15 protein-coding genes are annotated in these 20,781 nt (G+C 62.7%); 7 read left to right on the top strand and 8 right to left on the bottom strand.

The features are described from left to right. Positions 1-48: 48 nt before the first annotated feature. From M5I08_RS07845 to M5I08_RS07820, 6 genes are all read right to left on the bottom strand, one after another. A complete protein-coding gene (locus M5I08_RS07845; RefSeq protein WP_249763193.1) occupies positions 49-1,266 on the bottom strand; it encodes a hypothetical protein in 1,218 nt (405 codons plus the stop codon). An 83-nt stretch (positions 1,267-1,349) separates the two neighbouring features. Further along, positions 1,350-2,741 carry a hypothetical protein gene (locus M5I08_RS07840; RefSeq protein WP_219067659.1) on the bottom strand — a complete coding sequence of 464 codons (1,392 nt, stop codon included), beginning with the start codon at positions 2,739-2,741 and terminating at the stop codon, positions 1,350-1,352. Further along, positions 2,738-3,475, bottom strand: a complete 738-nt coding sequence (locus tag M5I08_RS07835; RefSeq protein ID WP_219067660.1) for an SGNH/GDSL hydrolase family protein — start codon at positions 3,473-3,475, stop codon at positions 2,738-2,740. Before M5I08_RS07835 ends, M5I08_RS07840 begins: the two co-directional genes overlap by 4 nt. Further along, a complete protein-coding gene (locus tag M5I08_RS07830) occupies positions 3,462-6,197 on the bottom strand; it encodes an MATE family efflux transporter (protein ID WP_249763192.1) in 2,736 nt (911 codons plus the stop codon). Before M5I08_RS07830 ends, M5I08_RS07835 begins: the two co-directional genes overlap by 14 nt. 108 nt (positions 6,198-6,305) lie before the next feature. After that, positions 6,306-7,001 carry a hypothetical protein gene (locus M5I08_RS07825; protein WP_249763191.1) on the bottom strand — a complete coding sequence of 232 codons (696 nt, stop codon included), beginning with the start codon at positions 6,999-7,001 and terminating at the stop codon, positions 6,306-6,308. A gap of 166 nt (positions 7,002-7,167) precedes the next feature. Continuing rightward, entirely contained in the window at positions 7,168-7,533 is a 366-nt protein-coding gene (locus tag M5I08_RS07820; RefSeq protein ID WP_219067663.1) for a hypothetical protein, read from the bottom strand. A 300-nt stretch (positions 7,534-7,833) separates the two neighbouring features. Here M5I08_RS07820 and M5I08_RS07815 point away from each other — a divergent pair, with 300 nt between their 5' ends. From M5I08_RS07815 to M5I08_RS07795, 5 genes are all read left to right on the top strand, one after another. Beyond that, positions 7,834-9,105: a glycosyltransferase family 4 protein gene (locus M5I08_RS07815; protein WP_219067664.1), complete on the top strand. Its 1,272-nt coding sequence runs from the start codon at positions 7,834-7,836 to the stop codon at positions 9,103-9,105. Between the two features lie 225 nt (positions 9,106-9,330). Beyond that, entirely contained in the window at positions 9,331-10,260 is a 930-nt protein-coding gene (locus M5I08_RS07810; RefSeq protein WP_249763190.1) for a right-handed parallel beta-helix repeat-containing protein, read from the top strand. A gap of 165 nt (positions 10,261-10,425) precedes the next feature. Beyond that, on the top strand, positions 10,426-11,094 hold the full coding sequence (locus tag M5I08_RS07805) for an acyltransferase (protein WP_249763189.1): 669 nt from the start codon (positions 10,426-10,428) through the stop codon (positions 11,092-11,094). Between the two features lie 52 nt (positions 11,095-11,146). Continuing rightward, positions 11,147-12,169 carry a class I SAM-dependent methyltransferase gene (locus M5I08_RS07800; protein ID WP_219067667.1) on the top strand — a complete coding sequence of 341 codons (1,023 nt, stop codon included), beginning with the start codon at positions 11,147-11,149 and terminating at the stop codon, positions 12,167-12,169. Positions 12,170-12,294: 125 nt separating this feature from the next. After that, positions 12,295-13,923 carry an alpha/beta hydrolase family protein gene (locus tag M5I08_RS07795; protein WP_219067668.1) on the top strand — a complete coding sequence of 543 codons (1,629 nt, stop codon included), beginning with the start codon at positions 12,295-12,297 and terminating at the stop codon, positions 13,921-13,923. 45 nt (positions 13,924-13,968) lie between these two features. Here M5I08_RS07795 and M5I08_RS07790 read toward each other — a convergent pair whose 3' ends face one another. Continuing rightward, on the bottom strand, positions 13,969-17,565 hold the full coding sequence (locus M5I08_RS07790) for an indolepyruvate ferredoxin oxidoreductase family protein (protein ID WP_219067669.1): 3,597 nt from the start codon (positions 17,563-17,565) through the stop codon (positions 13,969-13,971). Positions 17,566-17,779: 214 nt separating this feature from the next. Here M5I08_RS07790 and M5I08_RS07785 point away from each other — a divergent pair, with 214 nt between their 5' ends. Further along, positions 17,780-18,931, top strand: coding sequence for a cytochrome P450 (locus M5I08_RS07785; protein WP_219067710.1), 1,152 nt, complete (start codon positions 17,780-17,782; stop codon positions 18,929-18,931). Positions 18,932-18,963: 32 nt separating this feature from the next. Continuing rightward, positions 18,964-20,004 (top strand): alpha/beta hydrolase, encoded by a 1,041-nt coding sequence (locus M5I08_RS07780; protein ID WP_249763187.1) that lies wholly within the window; start codon positions 18,964-18,966, stop codon positions 20,002-20,004. Positions 20,005-20,174: 170 nt separating this feature from the next. Here the strand turns inward: M5I08_RS07780 and M5I08_RS07775 are convergent, their stop codons facing one another. Beyond that, on the bottom strand, positions 20,175-20,765 hold the full coding sequence (locus tag M5I08_RS07775) for a hypothetical protein (RefSeq protein WP_219067670.1): 591 nt from the start codon (positions 20,763-20,765) through the stop codon (positions 20,175-20,177). Positions 20,766-20,781 lie beyond the last annotated feature (16 nt).

Raw genomic sequence — 20,781 nt, 5'->3', positions numbered from 1 at the left:
GACCAAGCAACTCCCTCAACCTAATTCGCGCGGCTTAGTCGAATTCCATCAGAGGTAAAATCCTTCTACCGTCGCGGACTCAGTCGCCAGATTGACGACAACACCGAGCACCGGCATATCGAGCGCCTTGACCGCGGCGACCAGTCGATATAGCGAAAGTGTCGTGTTAGCGATCGGCCGCACGACGAGCACCACGGCATCCGCCGCGCAGAGCGCCAGTTGGGCCTCGATCGACTCGTGGAACGCAGGTGTGTCGATCAAAATGACGTCGCTCTCCAGGAGCTGGGCGTCTCGACCGCGGATCTCGGCAGTCAGCGCCGCTGTTGAGCAAGACACGGTCGTCACCGGATCGATTCGGTTGTCCTTCTCCGCCAACGCAGACCCCGCAACAACCGGCTCGGCCTCCTCCAACTCCCGGTTGGGTGCGTCCAAACTCACGACGCCTGCCGCACGTCCACGTTCGGCGAACGCCCGCGCAAGCGCCCGCGTCGCGACAGTGCTTCCATCTCCGCGATGGCCGGCCACAACGGCGACGACGGGTGGGATTTCGGCTTTGATTCTGGGCAGGCGATGCAGCACGGACTCGACATTCAGGCTGAGTCGCAATGCCGCCTGTTTGAATTCCTCAGACTCGTCGAAGGCTTGGAGGACGTTGCAATTGGAACCGAGCGCCCGGGTTTTGGGCAGCTTGCCGACGACGTCGCATCCGGTGATCTCCTCGACCTGGCGTCGCGACCTCACCCTGGTGTCGAAACGGTCAAGGAACCAGATGATGCCGGTCGCAACGAGCAGAGCCATAATGACCGCCGCAAACAGGACCATCGACATCGGATATCCCGAAGCCGTTGCACTGGCCGGATTCGCCTTTGTCACCACCTGGACCAGAGGCCCAACCTTCGGGTCACCGACGACGTTTTCGAGCTTGGCAACGTAGGTTGGCAGGACTTGCCCGTATCCGTTGGCGATATTGGCCGCGTGCTGGGCATTGCCGTCGGTGACTGAAACAACGATCAGCACCGTGTTTTTCACCGTAGTCGCTGAGACCTTGGACGCTAACTCTTGTGCTGTTATGGACAGGCCGAGCTTGTCGACCACCATCTGCGCCAGATCGTCGCTGTGAAACATCTTGACGTATGTTTGCGCCCTCTGCCGAGAGAACAGGTCACCCTGGTACGCACCCACGGATGTCTTGACATCCGGGGCCCGGAGGAACAACTCGGTGGACGCGGTGTAATCGTTGCCGGCGTCAACGTGGTAGACCGTCACACCCATGATGGCGACGGCCAGGCATGCAGCCACGATCGGCCATCGCTGCCGGACCTTAGTCCAGACTCGTGTCAATAGCTCCATCATTCTCCGCTCACGGTGGTTGACTGGCTCATGCGGCTAGACGTCGGCTGGTCGAACTGCGGCAACCCGACATGCTTTGCGAACGCCCGAGCGGCAACAATCACCCGTCCCAGGCAGGTGCCCCGGGCTAGGCTCAGCAGCCTTTCGCTTTCGCGGAGCTCCGCCGCGGTGGTTTCCGGGACGAGGTCGACCAGAATCGATGCGCCGACTTGGCTCGCCAGGTCCACGGCATCGGCTGACTCCAGTACGCCCGGGCCGACAACGATGACATGCCGGTAGCGGCGGGACAGCTCGATCAGAAGGCCACGCATCTTCGCGCCCATAAGTTCCCTCGTCGGATTTGCCGGCGCCGTGCCGGCCGGAATCCAGCTGATTCCGCTCTGCTCATCCGACTGGATGGCCGAGTCCAAAGCCAAAGGCGTACAGAGCAGTTCGCCCAGGCCGACGGTCGAGTCGTCGTGTCCGGCGGTGAAGTCGGCGCTTACAACGACGGTGGGCGATCCTGCTTCCGTTAAGGCGGTCGCGAGTACTGCGGCGAGGATGCTGGTGGCCGGGGTAGCTCGCGGCGATGTCATCACGAGCGAGTGAGCCTCGGCCTCAATTAGGCGGTCCGCAATTTCCAGGCGAAGCAACTTGGCGTCGCCGTGGACCTCGTCGAGCGTTAGGTGGTCTTCGGCGGTGAGCACACCGAGCACGCCCGCGAATTCATCGGTACCGGTGCCGTCGCCCCGGAACCGCACTAGCTCTGGACTTGCGCGCCGGGCGGCATACACGGCGAGCCAGGTCAGACCCAACAAAAACCCCACGATCGCTCCGCAGACGATGTTCGACAGTGTTCGCGGCGAGATGGGTTGTGACGGAACGGCCGCGGGTTCGCCGAGCACCGGTTGAACCGGAGACACCACGCTGTAGGGCGGGCGCTCAAGTTCTTTGATGGCTTCGGCGGTCTGCTGCGCTGCCGCATCGGCGATCGTCGCCGCTCGCACCGGGGAGGCGTCTTGGGCCAGCACTTGCAATATCACCGTGTCAGGGACCATGTGGCCGCTTAGCTTCTTGGCAAGGCCTTCCCCGGAAGTCCCCAACCGCAATCGTTCGTTAACGCGGTTGGTGACGAGCGGTGTTGTCACCAGCCGTACATAGCTCGCCATGCGCTGCTGGGTGAATTCGTCACCGTACGACTGGGGCGTTTTGCCGGCAAAGCTCGGATCGGGGATAACCGCGGTGGTGTCGTTCCAGTACGGCGTCGCGATGACAATTTTCGCGGTTGCCTCGTAGACCACCGGCAGCAGCAGGTTGATCACGCCGGCAGCGGCAGCACCCAACAAGGTCCAGGTGATCAGCACCAGGGACTTGCTGCGCGCGACGGCGAGCAACGCGACCATACTCGTCATGATCCGAACCCCATTAGCTTCAGGCTTTCGGTGATCTTGTCTGCGTAGTAGGTCTCGCCGACGTCGCCGGCCAGGTGGATGCCGTCCTGCCACAGCAGCGGCTTCACATCAATGTCGCGATACCAGCCCTGCGCCACCGGATCGATCACATGAGCTCCCACGCTTTCGGCCGTCCGGCGAAGTCCGTCCGCCACGGCGGGGTAGTTCGCGTTCTCATTCGGGGTGGCGGAGGCGGGAAGCACGATGACGATCTTGGCGTTTGGCCAGTCCGAGCGAACCTTCTTGACGTACTCATCGGCCGCCGCCACCACCGGCTCCGCTGGTTCGCCAAGATCATTCCGACCGCCGTCGATGAGAACGTAGTCGACGTGATAGGTGGCCGCATCGCCGTCCAGGCGATCGATGAACGGCACACGCCCAGGATTGCGCGTGTCGATACCGCTCACAAAGCCGGTCCCGTCTTGGCCATCGAGGGCCAAAGTCCAATCCATTCGATCGGCGACCAAATCGGGATAGGCGACGGCGTACGAGTCGCGCACGACGAGCAAGATGGGCTTGTGGTCGAACTTCAGTGCTACCGGCGGCGCGACGTCGTGAGCTTCGACTTGGCTGCGAGGGGACTCGGTGCTGTGCAACTCATAGCAGGCCAGGCCGACGACGGTCGACGCCAACGCCGCGACGGCAGCGACCTTGATTCCGCGGCGCGCGCCGCGCAGCGTGCTACGCGCCGACACAATCGGTCCTTAGCTGCGCCATGCCCAAACCGGGCAGTGGTTCAGGGACGACGCCAGGCGCACGAGGTCGCGTCTTGAGCTTCTTTCGCTGCGAAACGAAAGCCGCGAACGCCAGAACGCAAGCCAGGAAAGAAGCGGCCTGCAGAAGAGAGCCGCGCAGCAGGATCATCGAGTAGAACGGCAGAATGCATCCAAGCAGACCTGGCATTCGGTAGAAGTTGAGTTCAGCGTTCAGCCGGGTGTCCCAGCGGTGCACGGCGTAGCCCACGGCGAACATACCGACGGCGAGCAGCAGCCAGCTACCATTCAGATACAACTCGATCCACAAGGGTGCAGATAAATTAGTGAAGAAGTAGCCGCGCCCCTCCGCGATGTATGGCCCCGTATCCATCGGCTTGGTGGTCCACAAAGTCCTCGGCACCCAAAACAGCAGTACACCGGAGAATTGCCTGAAGGGCACAATTCCGTCCCGCGCGCCAACCAGGTATCCGTTCATCAATTGCGCGAAAGAGTCGTAATCGCCTTGCAGGAGCGACTCGATGGGATTCGTCGACTTCAGGGTCGCCTCGCGGCTGACGCGGAATGCATCAGCGAGCGGGAAGATTAGGAGCATCCCGACCAGAAACCCGCACGCGGTAAAGCGGAAACGCTGCCTGGTGGCAAACAGTCCAAACGCCGTGGCGACGGCAAGCATTGCCGTGCCGAAGAAGTAACGCGCGTTGGATACCGGGTTCATGACGACGGCCAGGACAATTCCCACGACGACGAGGAGAACCGTGTTGCTGCCCATGACACGTGAGGAAATATTCTCGCCCAGCATGCGTGCGCTCTTCGCTTCTCTCCGGAAGCGAATCAGCGCCAGGAAGGCTACGAGCGGCGCCGTCGCGGCGGCCCCTCGCATGATCGCGAATGTGCTGGATTGCCCCCAGACATCGCTTTGGCCTTCCACTACTTCCGTACGGCTCTGCAGAAAGATCGTCCAGCCGAGCATTGAGAGGAAGTAGGTGTCGATGGCGAGGGCAATAACCGAAAGCACAATGGCGCGTGGATAATTGATGGTGAATACCTGCTTGACGACGTCATAGGTGCGCTCGGCGTTCCGGCGCCGCCGCACTGAAGCGACGCCGTCAAAACCGGCCCCGCAAAGGAATGCGCCACATCCGACCAGGACGATCAGCGTGGCCGCGGCGACGTAGGTGTTGTCGATGCGGGGAACGCTGAAGGGCCAGAAGTCTTCTCGCAGCTGAGCCAGCGGGGCCAAGCCCAGAAATGTGTAGGTGAAGCACCAGAACATCATTTCGAACAGCCGCCGTTCGCCCTTGCCAATCAGGAAGGCGAACCGTGCGGCTGAGATTGCTATCGCCGGAAGCGACCACAACCAGGACGCGTTAGTGGGAATTCCGGTGTAGCGGATGATCGCTGCGGGGCCGAAAACTGCCAATGCGGCAAAAACCCACAGCGCGATAAGCGCCTCGTTCACCTGTGTCGTCTCGCCCAAGCGCAGGCTTGTCGCGCGTGGCAGCGGTCTCGGCCCGCCGACGTCCACAAGGTCGCGGGCGGCGCCGAAAGCCGGCGCCGACTGGCGGCGTTCGGGTCTGGCGGGGTGGGTCGGCGTGGCCCACGGCTTGAACCGGAGCAGTGTCATCGCGCTGATGAACGTGGTCGCTGTCGCGATACCAACCGCGACCCCCGCCGCTGTGTGGAAGAGCACCGCACCGCCGAGTGCCATCACGAGTACGACCAATGCGTCACAGGCCCTGAGCTTGAGCGCACTCAGGCTTCGGTTGAAGCATCGCAGCCAGATTGCGACCGCGAAGAGCCACACGCCAATTGCGTATTGGAAGGCGACGACGGGAATGATGGCTCGCGCTGCTTCGAATGTCGGGCCGAGGACCAGTCGTTCACCGACCGGGCCAGGCAGGAAGGACAGCGCCAGGCCAAGGAGGATTGTCGCCGAAATCGAGACCAGAGCGATTCGGGCCAGAGAGCTCCAGACCTGCGCCGGTGGCATGCCTAGTCGTTTGCTCTCTGCGATCACCCTCAATTGGTTTGCACTCACTGCGATGACCACGGGCGCCAGTAATGCCGTGGCGCCGCGCAGTGCGGCGGCGGCCTCGGGACTCAAAACGACAGCGGTGAGGAGCAGCACCGCGAACGCCGTCGTTTGCTGGAGGCCGGAGTCGGTGCCATACCGCGCGCGGTGCCGCCAACTCTTGGAGATCCAAGCCGGGTACTGTCTGAGCCGCGGGGCGATGCGAACTGCGACCAGCAATCCGACTAAAGCAAGGACGGCAAGGGCCGTCCAGCCACCAATGAGGTAAGTGGTGGTTGCCACCGACAAGTGCAACCATGCCGCCACCAACAACGCGGCCGAACCGGCGAAAAACACGCTGTCCCAGAGGGTCGCAACGTGTGCACGGCCTTCCGCGATGGCGACGGACCGTAGCACCTCTTTTACGAGCGCGCTCGGTGTCGCAACGATGATCAAGAGTGTCGGCAGACGGATCCCTGACCCCTCAACTGCCCACATGACGATCCCGACAATGGGGCTGACCAGTAGGGCACTGGTGAACGCGAACGAGCCCTCACGCCGGATGTCAGACCGGGCGCTTCCCGCCATCAGCAGCAGGGGTGTTCCCAACGCACCGCGAAGGACGCCGACAGCCGCGGCGAGCAGCGTCAAAAGCACCGCGATTTGGCCGAACTTCTGGGCGACCGTCACCACTGCGACGGCACAGATGATCGGGCCGTTGCTGAGACCGGAGAAGACTTGGTGGGCGCCGCTCGAGAGGGCGCGGACCTTGCTCATCGAGGAACCGTCGGTCATGGCTCAGTCCCTGTTGCCCGCGGCCCAGATCTTCTCGAAAGCTCCGATCGGGTCGGTGGCTCCGTGATTCGAGAAGAGGTCGAACGTGGCGTAACTTCCTTGCCACTCCGAAAACCGCGGATCTGACACGTGCTTGTGGATGCCCGGCAAATCCACGGTGACTTGAGCGCCGTCGATGGTCAGGCGTGCCTCGTAGACAGTGTTTCCGTCTTGGCGCAGCGGTCGTGGAAAACTATCGGCCGCGACCACTTCAAGTGGAGCGTTCTCGGTCCGCGAGACGCTGATGTTCCAGTTGATCGGCGTCACCACGAAGTAAATCGGCACCGCCCCGACGACCGGTGGAGCGCGTTTCCCGATGCCTCGCGACACCGCAAGTCCGATTGCGCCACCGGTCCCGGATCCGGACCGGAAGACGAACCGCGCACCCATACTCTTCACCGGCGAACCGAGGTCGGGAGAACTGAAGTATGCCGTGGCAGTGCCTCGCGTTGTGGGTTGGTAGGTCAACCTGCCGTGCTGAATTCTGAGTTGGTCGCCCGGGTCGTCGGGACTAGCCAGTACGCTCGCAGGCTGGCCGCCGTCGAAATGGTCGGGCGCCGGCCCGTCGGGCATGGCGGTGAAGTCTGCTTGGACCCGAATGCCCCGAGCGCCCATCGGCGCGTTCTCACGCAGAAACCCCCACCAAAGTGTCACGGCCACAATAACTGTCAGCGTTATGGCGAAGGCAACTTGCAACGCTGTGCCGTCTCTGCGGCCGGTTGTGAGCGTTATCATTCAGACCCCTCTTCGGGAGTCTGGGTGTAGATCTGTTCCAAGTCGCAACGCCTCTGACGATGCCGAAGTCGGATCACCACATGAAGAACTTTCATGCGACAGCATTCCGGACAGCGGCGCGCGGGCTCCCTTGCGCCGTGCGCAGATTTTGTGATGTGAACGCCCTCCGCAGAGCGCTTCGCACGGTGTCGGGATCCACCAACGCCGCTGAGAAAGTTGCCGTTGCCGCGTCCGGCAGAAAGCGCCGAAGATCGACCGGCACCTCGCAATCGTCGGCCAGTGTGATATCGGCGTCTCGCAGCGCGCGGTAGATCGACGACATGACCAGCCCGGTCACGGAAGCACGCGTGTTGGTGGCGTCTCGCCAGGCGCGCAACTCGTCGGCGAAGTGCGGCTCACTCTCGACGAAGGCCGGCAAGCGCTCGACAGCCGAGGAAACGTCATCGCGCCATGTCATCAGTAGTGCACCATCCTTGTGCTCCTCCTGGCGAAAGCCCGGGTGGACCAACCATCCCGGGGCGACTCGGGTATACCGATGATCTACTTGAATGGCGACGATACATACTATACGGTGGTAGTATCCTATTTAACAAACTTATAGTATTCCCACGATGCCAACACATCCATAGATTCGGGATACCAGGTGCAAAGCAGACCGCAAGCCGCAGAGGTGTCTCGACCGCGCGAGCGTCGCTCCCCAGGGGGAGCTACGCGCACCGTCCTATCGCCCTGCCCCTCACAAGGCCAAAAGGCTGATTTGAGGCTGGTCATCCACGATTACTCCGGCCACCCCGGCCAGATACACCTAAGCCGGGAGCTCGCCCGCCGAGGGCATCATGTCGAGCACCAATATTGTGCGTCGTACACGACCGGTCGGGGCGCGACAGAGCGACGTGACGGAGATCCCGAGTCGTTTGCCGTCCTTGCTATCGAGCTAGGTAGCGAGTTTGCGCGCTACTCACCGCTCGTCCGACTGCGCCAGGAGTTGGAGTACGCCCGGATGTCGTCGCGTGCCATCCTGGCCGCGCGGCCGGACGTTGCGGTTCTATCCAACATCCCCTTGCTGTCATTGTTCATGCTCACCTTCTTGCTCCGGATGCGACGGGTGCCGTACGTCTTTTGGCAGCAAGACATTTACAGCGAAGCGATCAGGGTCATTGCTCGTGATCGGTTCGGCTGGCCGGGTCGCCTCATCGGCTGGGTTGCGGGACGTGTCGAGCGTCGGGTCGCGCGCGGTGCGGCCGCCATCGTCGCCATCAGCGACACGTTCGTCGAACAACTCGAAGCCTGGGGAGTCCAGACGAGCAAGGTACACATCGTGCCGAACTGGGCCGCGGTCGACGAGATGCCATTGCGGCCGCGGGACAATGCCTGGGCGAAAGCTCACGATCTCGTCGGCATGCCCGTCGTGATGTACGCGGGAACGCTTGGCGCGAAGCACGACCCATCCGTGATATCCGACCTCGCTCGGATGGCGCCGACGGGTAGCCGCATGGTGGTTGTGTCCGAAGGCCGGGGCCGCGAGTGGCTCGAGCCGAAAGTGGACGAGCTCCCCGGGCTGATGCTCCTCGACTATCAGCCCTACGAGCAGCTGCCCGACATGCTCGCGAGCGCAGATGTGCTGCTCGTCGTGCTGGAAAGTAACGCCAGCCGCTACTCGGTGCCGTCAAAGGTTCTCAACTACTTCTGCGCCGGCCGCCCCGTGCTGGCGCTGCTACCGCCGGACAACGCGGTGGCCAAGATGGTCGAAGCGGCAGAGGCGGGGCTAACGGTGGCCCCGGGAGACGCCGATGCGGCGTCTGCCGCGCTGAGAAGTCTGCTGGCTTCTCCCGTCGCACGAGCAGCGATGGGGACCGCGGCCCGCCGCTATGCCGAACGCACATTCGACGTAGAACGCGTGGGTGATCGCTTTGAATCGTTGCTCAATGGCGTCTGCGACGGCCGAGTTTCATTGCCCGACAAGCGAAGGGGACACGTGAACATCGAGATTGCACATTTGTCTGGGGCGAACGAGGCTGAAGGTGTTTAGCGGGCGAGGTACAGTCCTGGTTCGCCGGGGACCGCGATGAGTAAGCCGGCGCTAGGGACGGTCGCGATGATCTCCTTCGTCGCCGCCGGTATCGCCTTCGGGTGCGGCCAGCCCGCCCGAAGTGACACGTCCGATGACGGCACGGCAGCTCTGCAGGCGATGCTCAACAATGTGCAGCCCGGCTCCACCCTGACGCTGGACCGCAGGGTTTACCCGCACGGTGGCGTGGTCACCATCACCGTGCCGAAGGTGCACATCGAAGGAAACGGCGCGACGTTGGCGGCCACCAACGACCTCACCTCGTCGGTGCAGATCCGTGCGGACGGCGTCTCGGTCTCGAACCTGAACCTCACCGCGCCGATCGGCGGCCCGCGCTACAACGGGCTCGAACAACAAAAGCTCTACGTTCACGGCGACGGAGTCCGACTCGATGACATCACGGTCACAGGCTCCGCGGCCGCAGGTGTGCTCCTCGACGGCGCAAGCAATTTTGTGCTCAACCGCGTGACGGTGCGCGACAGCCGCGCCGACGGTATCCACATGACGCGCGGGTCGAACCACGGCCAGGTCAACAACCCGGTGACCGAGCGCACCGGCGACGACGGTGTCGCGGTCGTTTCCTATGGCCCACAGTTCGGCGTCAACGACCCGCCGTGCCGCAACATCACCATCGAATCGCCGGTCGTCAACGGCACCACGTTTGGCCATGGCGTGACGGTACGGGGCGGCGAGAACATCGCGTATCGCAACGTGCGAGTGTCCGGCACCAGCGGCGCCGGGGTGTACATCTCCACCGAGGGCGACCCGTTCTTCCTGCAGTCGGTCAACGGTGTCACCGTCGAGGGCGGAACAGTGACCGGGGCCAATACCACCCCGGGCGGCGCGGCGGGAGCGCTCGTCGCCTACGGCGAGAACCCCGGCGCGGTTACCGGTAACGTCACTTTTTCCGATCTCACGGTCGTCGACACTTCCGAGCCGGCGCAGAGCAATCTCGCGGTGGTGATCGCAAACGGGGGCGCGGTCAGCAATATCGTGTTCCGTAACATCGCCATCCGGCAGCAATCGCAGAAGCCGGTTCTATTTGCGAACGCGCCGCGGGAGACCTACGCGCTGTCGGGCATCACGCTCAATGGGTCGCCGGACAATGCGCCCTGAGAACCAATCAGGCTCCACGGCAGCAAATGTGCCGGGAAAGGTCCGGGTCAACCTACCGCTAATTGCGATAAGTTTTCCGGGTATGGCGATGATCCAACAAGAGCGGATCCGTAAAGCAAAAGGCTGGGGATGGCCCACTTGCGATCGATCAACGAAGGACTGCACATGATTGTACGTGGCGCGCTGGTGACTTTTGTTGCGTTACTCCCTGGCAGTGAGCTAAAAAACTCTCTCCTCCGTCACTTGGGGTGGGCCATTGGCGACGGCGTGCGCATCGGCCCATGTTTAGTCTTTGGGGTCGAGCGCGTCGACATTGGCGGCGGAGCATATATCGGCTCGTTCAACGTCATAAGGGACCTGGCGTCGCTCAAGCTTGAGGAACACGCAGAGCTCTGTCATTGGAACTGGGTGACTGCTTCTCGACGGCTGGGCGAAGCGGGCGCCGCTTGTCTGCTGCATCTGGGACCCCATTCCAACATAACTTCTCGCCACTACATCGACTGCACCGGCGGCGTACGTGTCGGGTCGCACACCGCAATCGCTGGTGTGCGGTCGACGTTTCTCACCCACGGAATCTCCTGGAAGAGCAGCGCTCACACTTGCAGCCCCATAGAGATAGGCGATTACTGCCTCATTTCGTCGAACGTGCAAGTTTCCCCAGGGACGGTAGTCGGCAGCAGGATTGTCGTCGGAATGGGAGCAACCATTTCCGGCCGACTCCTGGACCCGGGGTTGTACATACAATCCCGTGCGACACTAGTGAAGTCGAACCTGGACGGCGAGTACTTCCACAGAGAGGAAGGGCATATCGACACTGTTCAGGCCCACGAATGAAATTGGCGGGCGCCTCGACCGGCTTGCCGCTTAGGAGATAGGTTTTCCTGGTATGGCCCTGATCCAACAGGCGCGGATCCGTAAAGCAAAAGACTGGGGAAAGGCCCGCTGGCGAGGGGTCTTTGAAATGGGTCAGCGCGTCGGCGTCGATGTGTTGCCTCGGCACTTCTACAGTGAGATCCCGAACATTCGCGCCCTGAAGCAAAACCGCGGCTGGCAGCGACCGTATTCGCTGGTGGGCGTGGCCGGCACGGATATCGATCACCAATTGCAATGGCTTCGCGAGATTTGCCAGCCCGAGTTGGCGTCGACGCTGCCGAGCCTCGAATTGCAACGACGGGCCGGCGAGGCCAACGGCGCCCTGGGTTACGGACCGATCGAAGCAGATCTCTTGTACTGCTTCGTTCGGAAACACGCACCGCGTCGCATGGTCCAAGTGGGCGCCGGTGCTTCGACATGGGTCGCATTGCAGGCAGCGCAGGACGCGGGCAACAATATAGACATAACCTGCATTGATCCCTTTCCAACCGAATACCTTAAACAATTGTCCGCCAACGGTTCGATCGAACTGCGCGATGTTGCCGTCCAGCAGTTAAGCCTGGCCGAATTGAGCGATCTTGGGCCGGGGGATTTGCTGTTTATCGATTCAACGCACACCGTGTCTACGGGCAGTGATGTCAACTACCTGATCCTGGAGGTGCTGCCGCGGCTGAAGAAAGGCGTGTTCGTCCATTTCCACGATGTGTCGATACCGTACGACTACACACCTTACGTGCTCACCAGTGACATGTTCTTCTGGACAGAAAGCGTTCTGCTACACGCGTTTCTCATCGGTAACCCGCGGTTTGAAATTAGGTTGGGATGCGCGATGGTGCACAGTGCGGCCCTCGAGCGAGCGCAAGAGATCCTACCGACGTATGGTTCGCCGATGAGCACAGAGCGCGGGCTTGCTGTAGGGAATGAAAGCGGCATGTTCCCTTCCTCGATGTGGCTTGAGGTGGTTGCAGAACGTCAAGAGCACGACGATCCGCTAGCGGCGGAAGCCGACCGTGGAGCCAGGGCAACATGCCGTTGACGACGACAGAGGCGCCGACATTTTTCGGACCGCCTGATTCGCCATTGTTCGGCGTGATTCATCTGCCGGTCGATAACCAGATCAGGGGCGGGGTACTGATCTGTGGTTCGCTCGGAAAGGAGGGGATGGACAGTGTCCGCCTACAACGGGTCCTCGCCGGCGACTTGGCGCGCCGCGGTTTCGGCGTGCTGCGGTTTGACTATCTGGGCTGGGGTGATTCTGCATACGCTCAGGGCCGTGATGACGCCGTGGCCAACTGGGCGGCAAGTGTGGGCCACGCGCTCGACTACCTCACGCTGATCGGCGCGGAGTTCGCGACCGCTATCGGCATACGTGCCGGATGCTTGATCCTCGACCAGTACCTGGCCCAATCCCACACGGTCAACCGCGTGGTCTACCTCGATCCCTATGGAACGGGCAGGCGTTACCTTCGGGAACACGCTGCGCTCTACCGGTTTTCGATGGGCGAGGACGCTGCTACTCCCGGCGAAGTGACAATCATGGGTGGGCGGTTCAGCGACCACGCCGCCGCAGAATTCGCCGCGCTGCGGATGGGCGCCAATCCCGTCAGCGCCTATGGCGTCGACAACGCACTTCTGGTGGGACGCCCGGCCGAGACCGACAAGCACATCACCGCCCTGGCGTCGGCCGAGGGAGTTGATTCGATCGTTACCGGCGGTCTGCCGGAATGCGCCGCGCCGACGCCAATTCCGTTACCGATCCCGTTCACCGCGGTCGATTCGGTCATCGAGTGGATCGACCGGCAGGTTCCCACTCGCACCCATCGTGCCGTACCCCAATACCTGACAACGGTAACGATGCCGGCCGAAGGGCCCGACGGGGCCGACGTTTTCGAGAGCATCGAACGCATCGAGCCGAACGGCATCTTCGCCGTGCGCACGCTGCCCCGCTACCCCAGCCCCGCGCCCGCAAAGACCGTGGTGTTCTTCGTGACCGCCAACGACCTGCACGTAGGACCCGCCCGGGAGTGGGTCGAATTGTCACGTCGCATTGCAGCGGCCGGGTCACAGGCGGTGCGCTGGGACCCTGCTCGACAGGGCTTATCGGGCCCGGCCAGCCGGAACCGGTGGCGCAGAGTGTATTCCAAAGCTGACATCACCGACTCGATGGCGGTGGCCAGACATGCGTGCCAAGACGCCGGCGAACTCGAGCTTGTCGGTATCTGCTCCGGCGCGTGGTACGCCGCTCAGGCCGCCCGCGGTATCGGTGCGCGCTCGGCGATCCTTGTCAACCTGCTGGTGTGGAATTGGCGCGTCACCCCCACCTTGCTGTCGCAGTGGGGCTTTCGGGCGGAAACGCGAAACACCAACGCGCCCAGTGACACCGGCGGTCCCTCCGAATCCAGCGCAAAGCGCCTCAAAGCACTTCTCGACCCGGCTCGGGAGCCGACGAAAAGCTCCCTGCACAACCACCTTCCGGGATACGTCCTGCGGGTGTTGAGCCGGGTCGGACTCGTGTACCTGCCGGAGGATGTTCTGACAGCGCTTGTCCACCGTGGAACCGAGGTGACGCTGATTGCCTCGCCTGAGGATGCGGACCAGTTCACTGCCAAAGGCGGTCGGGCAGCCCTTGACCGGCTGCAACGAACGTCGCATCCGCCCCGCCTGGTCGTTACACGCGCCGGCGATCATTCTGCCCATCACCCGGCGATGTTGGCTGCGATCCGCAACGCAGTGTCGCCGCTAGCCACCGTTCCCCATCGGAGCACATCCCCGTATCGGGCATCACGTTGATTGAGAGTTGCCGAATTCCCTAGTGCCCGTGATGGAGTTCGCCGCTCATCGCACCGCAGTCGCAGTCGTCATGTACCGATCGTGTTCTCGCATCGAGTTGTCTCGGTATGCGGACACATTGGCCATCTTCACCTTTTCGTACCCGCGCACGATGTCTGGCAGCTCCGCTATCGCGACGGCGTGCGCGTGGTTATGGGGGGACAGATGTGGCAGCAATGTCTCCAAAGACCTGCGGTACTCATCGATCAATGCGCGCTCAGTGCGCCGTATTCGACCGTATCCGAACACATTCAGAGGCGTGCCGCGCAGTCGCCGGGCGGCATAAAGCACCGCGAAAACGGGACGGATCCACGATCCCAGAGAGATTTTCGACCTCATCCCGAGCGCCCGCAGGATCGGCGGATGCAGCCGGTACGCGATCTTGGCGCCCGACCCGAACTGCTCGTTGATCTGCTGGCGCAGTTCGGGGACAAGGCTAAGTCGCGCCACTTCGTATTCATCCTTGTAGGCCATCAGCTTGTGGAGGTAGCGCGCAACCGATTCGGTAAGTTCGGTCGATCCTGGCACCGTGGCGGTCTCGGCTGCCCGCACGCGCTCGACAAATTCGGCGTAACGCTCAGCGTACTTAGTGTTTTGGTAGGCCACGAGATCACCTACCCTCTGGACCACCAGGCGTTCGAGTTTAGAGCCAGAAGCCGCCCGCACTATCGAACTCAGTGACGTATACGCGGGCACGCCCTCCTCGTCGCAAGACGCACGGTTATCCCCCGGCCCAGGAACGCTTTGCGGATCAGCTATCACCTGACGACCCAAGCGGAAGGCTTGGATATTGGCCTCGACCTGGACACCATTGGCACGGATCGCGGCTTCAATCGCGCTCGCCGGGACAGGGATGTGACCGGCCTGGTAGGCGGTGCCAGCGAGCATCACGTTGGCGAGGTGATCATGGCCGAAGACCTCGGTGGTTACGCGGCGCGCATCAACAAAGATGGCGTCGGATCGCACTGTCGCAGATTTGATGCGCTCCACCAGTTGGTCTCGGTCGGGAAATGTCACGGTCGGGTCCGAAACCATGGCTCCGGTGGCCACCTCGCCACTCGATACGACGGCTACCGTGCGGTCCGGATCCGCCTGGGCCAGGTTGTCGGGCGCCGCCGCCACCAACAGGTCGCATCCAAGCAGCAGATCGGCTTCGCCCTTCGCGGCTTTGTTCGCGAGGGGACGTTGTTCACGGGTGAGCTTGACATCTGAGATGACGGCGCCACCCTTCTGCGACAATCCCGTCTGATCAAGTGCACGGACCTCAAAGCCTGCGGTCGCGGCTGCGGTTGCAAGTAGCTGAGACAGCGTGGCCACCCCGGTGCCGCCGATACCCGCCATGCGGATCGTGTACTGGTCGCCGGAAAAGTGACATTCGGGCTCGGGAAAGTGTTCGGTCGTCAAGACTGCTCCCACGGCAGGCGCCGGGGCGCTGCTTGGCACAACCGATATGAATGCCGGGCAGTCACCCTCGAGGCACGTGTAGTCCTTGTTACAGGACGATTGGTCGATCTGCGTCTTGCGACCGTAGTCGGTCGTCACCGGTCGCACGGACAGACAATTGGACTTGCGCCCGCAATCGCCGCACCCCTCGCACACGCGTTCATTGATGTATATCCTCTTGGGCGGCTCCGGGGCCAGGCCGCGCTTGCGCTTCCGGCGCAACTCCGTCGCACATTCCTGGTCGTGAATGAGAACCGTTACCCCGGGTACCCGAGAGAGGCGTCTTTGGGCTTCGATCAACCGGTTCCGATGCCAGACCTCGACGTTAAGTCGGCGGCTGAGCCTACGCAGGGAGCGTGGATCGTCGGATGTGATGAGTACTTCGGCTACGCCCTCGGCGCGAAGCGAGTTCACGATCTGCGGCAGCGCAAGCTCACCTGCAGGCCGTTGGCCACCGGTCATTGCGACCGCCGAGTTGCGTAATAGCTTGTATGTGACGTTGACTCCTGCCGCGACGCTTGCCCGGACCGCCAGGCTAGCTGAATGGTGATAAGTGCCGTCTCCCAGATTTTGGATGAAGTGGTCGTCATGGACGAAGGGCGCCATACCGATCCACTGCGCGCCCTCACCGCCCATCTGGGTGAGCCCCGTTACGTTGCCGAACTCGCTGGGATCCATGCCAAGAACCAAGCCGCTGCAACCAATCCCACCTCCGACCTGGCTGCCGGCTGGCGCCTTCGCCGAGCTGTTGTGCGGACAGCCCGAGCAGAAGTACGGCGTGCGTGACACAAGCGGGAGCTCGATGCGTGTGCCGATGTCCGTCGATGTCTGGACCCAGTGTTCGACCGATGGAAACTCACCCAGCGGCAGCAGGATTGATGAAAGCCAGCGGGCGATTGTGTCGGTGTCCAGTTCGCCGTTGAGCGGCAAGGTTGCAGCCGGTCCCATGCCCAGCTTCCCGATGACACGCGGAGAATGAGGGCCGCCGTACAAGATCTCCTTGAGCGCCGTTTCCAGGAGGGGTCGCTTCTCCTCGACAACGATGATCTGGTCAAGACCCTGGGCGAATCGCGAAAGTGCGTCCCGGTCAAGAGGATAGATCATGGCAAGCTTCATCAGGCGAACGCCGCGTCGGGCAAGTTCGCGGTCGTCGAGCCCCATTGCGCGCAGCGCCTGCCGAAGGTCGGCGGAGGTTTTCCCCGCAGCGAGGATACCGACGCGGTCGTCGATATGGCCATCGACCCTGTTGAGGCCGTTAGCTGTGCAGTACTGACGGGCGAGTTCAAGACGAACCGTATCGCGCGAGATCTCGAGCCTGTCGAGCGTCGGCTGTACGACATGCGCGTTGACCTCATGTCTGTATGGTTTGCCTTCGTATTCGACCGTCGGAATGATTGGTGTTATCCGCAGCGGACTCACGCCGGCGACACCGGAACCATCCGCTACATTGGTGGCGATTTTCAGGGCAGTCCACAGCCCGCTGCACCGCGACAGGGCCACTGCATGTAATCCCAGATCGAGCACATCCTGAACATCGGCGGGATATAGCGTTGGCACGCCGAGATCGGCGAGCAGTGCGTCCGATGACCCGGGGACTGTGGAGGATTTGGCAGCCGGGTCGTCGCCGACCAACGCGATAGCTCCGCCGAGGGGGTGTGTGCCCATCAGGTTGTTATGCCGTATTGCATCGGCCGCTCGGTCCAGGCCAGGCGACTTCCCGTACCACCAGCCAGTGACTCCGATGATTCGGGACCGAGACGACGCCGACGCTAGCTGGGTGCCTTGGACGGATGTCGCGGCGAGCTCCTCGTTTACCGCGGGGCGAAATACTATGTCGTGCGCTTCCAGCAGATCGCTTTGCCGGCCTAGTTCCAGGTCATACCCGGCCAGTGGGGAGCCCTCGTAGCCGGAGATGAAGCCGGCGGTGTTGAAGTTCGCCCGAAGATCTGCGCGTCGACTGTCGACTGGCAGCCGCGCCAGCGCCTGGATGCCGGTCAGATATATCCGGCCGGATTCGCGGCCGAACCGATCGTCGACCGCGATACCGCCCTCGGAAACGAGCACGAACGATCCACCTTCCTGTGCGTTGCTGTTGGTGGCCGTGCCGCATACCACATGGTGGTTGTCGTACTCTACGCACGTGATTTGACTTGTACCCATTTGAAAAGTATGTAATACTGCCGATATCTGAATCGCCGGTTTTGGGTGGTTCACTGCTCGATTGCCCACGACAAGGAAGACGAAGGGGCTGGGCGATGTCGCACGACATGCTGGCGCTCCCTCGCCGGCGCCTGGTATCGGCCGGGACGTGACCGAAGACGCGATCAACATCGGCGGTGTCGACCTCGCTGATCCGTACACATACGGGGCAGGAATGCCCTTCGATTCGTTCCGGAAGCTCCGCGAGTGCGCACCTGTGGCATGGCACCCGTACAAGGATGGGCCTGGGTTCTTCGCGCTCACCGGCTACGACGAGGTCTACGCCGTGTCCCGCGACAGCGCCACGTGGTCGTCGGAGGCGACGGCAGTGTACTTCGACGTGCCCGGTCCCGACGCCATCGCCGACCAGCGGGGCGTGATGATGTTGACGATGGACCCGCCGCGGCACACCGCGCTGCGCGCTCTGGTCAGCAAGGGCTTCAGGCCGCGCCAGGTAGCGAAGCTGAACGAGCGCATCACGGAGATAGCGCGCGACGTGGTCGACAGCGTCATCGAGCGGGGCGAGTGCGACTTCGTCTCCGACGTCGCCGGGGCGCTGCCCTCATACGTCATCGCCGAACTGCTCGGCATTCCGCTGGAAGACGGCTACCGGCTTTACGAGCTGACCGAGATCATGAACACCGGTCTGATAGGCGGCTCGCATGCCATAAGGGCGGGCGCCGAGATGTTCAGGTACTCAACGGAACTCGTGGCCCGCAAACGTGCGGATCCTTGCGATGACATCGCGACATCCCTGCTGCATGCCGAGGTCGACGGACAGCGCCTCACCGAAAGGGAGTTCCACTTCTTGTTCACGCTGCTGATCAATGCGGGTGGCGACACGACCCGTAACCTGGTCGCCGGAGGCGCGTGCGCGCTGATGGACCATCCGGAGGAGCGGGCAAAGCTGGAGGCGGATCCGTCGCTGCTGCCGACTGCAGTTGAAGAAATGCTCCGCTACGTCAGCCCGGTCAACGCGTTCTTCCGCACGGCCACGAAGGACACCGAACTAGGCGGGGTGCCCGTGAAGGAGGGCGACCGGGTGGCGATGTTCTACCCGGCGGCCAATCGGGACGAGGCCCACTTCGTCGACCCCGAACGCTTCGATGTGACCCGTAAGCCCAACCCGCACTTGGCATTTGGCGGCGGCGGCAGCCATTTCTGCCTAGGGGCGAACCTGGCCCGGGTGGAGGCGGCCGCCCTCGTGTCGGAGGTGCTGAGCCGGATGAAGAACATGGAGTTGGCCGGGCCGGTCGAGCGCATGCCGTCGACACTGATCAACGGGATTCACTCCATGCCTGTTCGGTTCACACGGAGGCAGCCATAGCACACAAGCGGCCCAAACCCCGCCCTCTCGCGGTGAAAAACGCGGCGCGTGACGTCGGTGTCAAGGTCATGCCGTGGATTCCGCCATGGCTAAAACGCCTCCTGGCTGGCGGCAGACGGATCACCATCGACGGCAACACTCTTGACGCCACGCTTCAGTTGATACTGATCGCCCAACGAAGCACGCGTACTGGCGGTTTCTCGGCTGACGGCGATCCGGGCGTTGCCCGCGCCTTGATGCGGAAATCGCATGCGGCGATGAACAACCACGTAGGAGTCCCCACCACCGATCTCACGATTCCCGGCCCCGACAGCCCCCTTCGAGCGCGACACTATCGACCGGGCGTCGCGGAGGCGGCCCCGTTACTTCTCTTCTTCCACGGCGGTGGTTTTGTTGTGGGCGACATCGAATCCCCCGACGGGCTGTGTCGGATGATTTGCAGAGACGCCGCGATACACGTGTTGTCGGTGGACTACCGGCTCGCACCCGAGCACAGGGCCCCGGCTGCGGTCGATGACTGCGTCGCGGCCTATCGATGGGCACGTGGACACGCCGCCGAACTGGGCGCTGACCCGTCCCGAATCGGCGTCGGCGGTGACAGCGCCGGCGGAAATCTGGCAGCCCTCGTCGCGCTGCGTAGCCGCGAAGAGGGTATTCCGCAGCCGACGCTGCAAGTGCTGCTCTATCCGCTCCTCGACCTCTCCGCGAAGACCCGGTCGCGCACCTTGTTCTCGGACGGGTTCTTCCTGTCCAAGCTGCAGGAGGACCGGTTCGTAGACCTGTATCTGGGCGGCACGGGCCTTGCCGCCGACGACGCACGGGTATCGCCGCTGAAGGCCGCTGATTTATCTGGATTGGCCCCCGCTCTGGTGCTCACGGCAGGATTCGATCCACTGCGCGACGAGGGTAACGAATACGCCGTGGCGCTACGCTCGGCCGGCGTCACGGTCGATCACCGGCAGTTCGATGCACTTACGCACGGCTTTGCCAGTATCGCCCCATTTGGAGGCGGCAGCGCGGACGCCACCACGGCCACCATCTCTGCCATCCGGGCCCACCTCAGCCGCGGCTGATTGCGCGTCGCTCCCGGTTACGTCAACCGAATTGGAAGTGGCAACTGATCGTCGGGCTGACGCCATACCTCTCATTTCCATTCGGTTTCGTCGACGACTAGCAGCGTGCCGGCGAAGACAACCTGCCGTATCGGGTCGTGCACGGCGGGCAAACAGTTTGGCGAGGTGCGTCAGGGCGTGGCGGAACGCAAGCCGAAGCGCTGGCGAAGAAACGCGGCAAGGCGCAGCGGGATTGCAATAAGGCTCAACAGGGCGAACGGCACATATTCGGCGAAGTAGCGCCAATGCTGTGTCTTCTGGTCGAGTGCGCCCAGCACAAAATCCCGGCCGAAGGCGATCAGAATATAAGTCGTGCCCAGGAAGAGCAGTGGCCGCCACAGACGTCCCAGGTTGCGCATTCCGATTCCGAAGGACAGCAGCACCAGCACATAGGTGAAGAACAGTGCGACCAGGAAGAACCACAACACACGGCCCTGCAGCGGAATCTGGCCGATAACGATGCCCAGCCAGACGACCAATCCGATATGGACCTGAAGCGCGGTGGCGAAGGCCAGGCCCAAGGCTCGCGCCTGGCGCGCCAGCCCGGCAAAGGCTGGGCCGAACAGGATGGCCATCGCGCCGCCGGCATAGGAAAGCCAGAAACAAAGGAACGACCAGCGCGCCGTGGCGCGCACCGCCAGCCTGAGGCCATCGGGACCGGTGCCGTAATGGGCCAGAACGGCCACGGCAAGCGCGAGCGCGCCGCCGAACGCGCCGATCATCCAAACCCACACCGGA

Origin of the sequence: Candidatus Mycobacterium methanotrophicum, from assembly GCF_023515995.1 — a bacterium.
Classification (GTDB): Bacteria; Actinomycetota; Actinomycetes; order Mycobacteriales; family Mycobacteriaceae; genus Mycobacterium; species Mycobacterium methanotrophicum.
The sequence above is the reverse complement of the archived record's forward strand: the minus strand, read 5'-3'. Positions and strand labels throughout refer to the sequence as shown.

Coding starts and splice junctions, on each gene's coding strand:
- M5I08_RS07800 (WP_219067667.1), top strand. CDS start 11,147: ATGGCCCTGATCCAACAGGCGCGGATCCGTAAAGCAAAAGACTGGGGA.
- M5I08_RS07795 (WP_219067668.1), top strand. CDS start 12,295: ATGGACAGTGTCCGCCTACAACGGGTCCTCGCCGGCGACTTGGCGCGC.
- M5I08_RS07820 (WP_219067663.1), bottom strand. CDS start 7,533: ATGACATGGCGCGATGACGTTTCCTCGGCTGTCGAGCGCTTGCCGGCC.
- M5I08_RS07775 (WP_219067670.1), bottom strand. CDS start 20,765: ATGATCGGCGCGTTCGGCGGCGCGCTCGCGCTTGCCGTGGCCGTTCTG.
- M5I08_RS07840 (WP_219067659.1), bottom strand. CDS start 2,741: ATGACGAGTATGGTCGCGTTGCTCGCCGTCGCGCGCAGCAAGTCCCTG.
- M5I08_RS07790 (WP_219067669.1), bottom strand. CDS start 17,565: ATGGGTACAAGTCAAATCACGTGCGTAGAGTACGACAACCACCATGTG.
- M5I08_RS07785 (WP_219067710.1), top strand. CDS start 17,780: ATGCCCTTCGATTCGTTCCGGAAGCTCCGCGAGTGCGCACCTGTGGCA.
- M5I08_RS07805 (WP_249763189.1), top strand. CDS start 10,426: ATGATTGTACGTGGCGCGCTGGTGACTTTTGTTGCGTTACTCCCTGGC.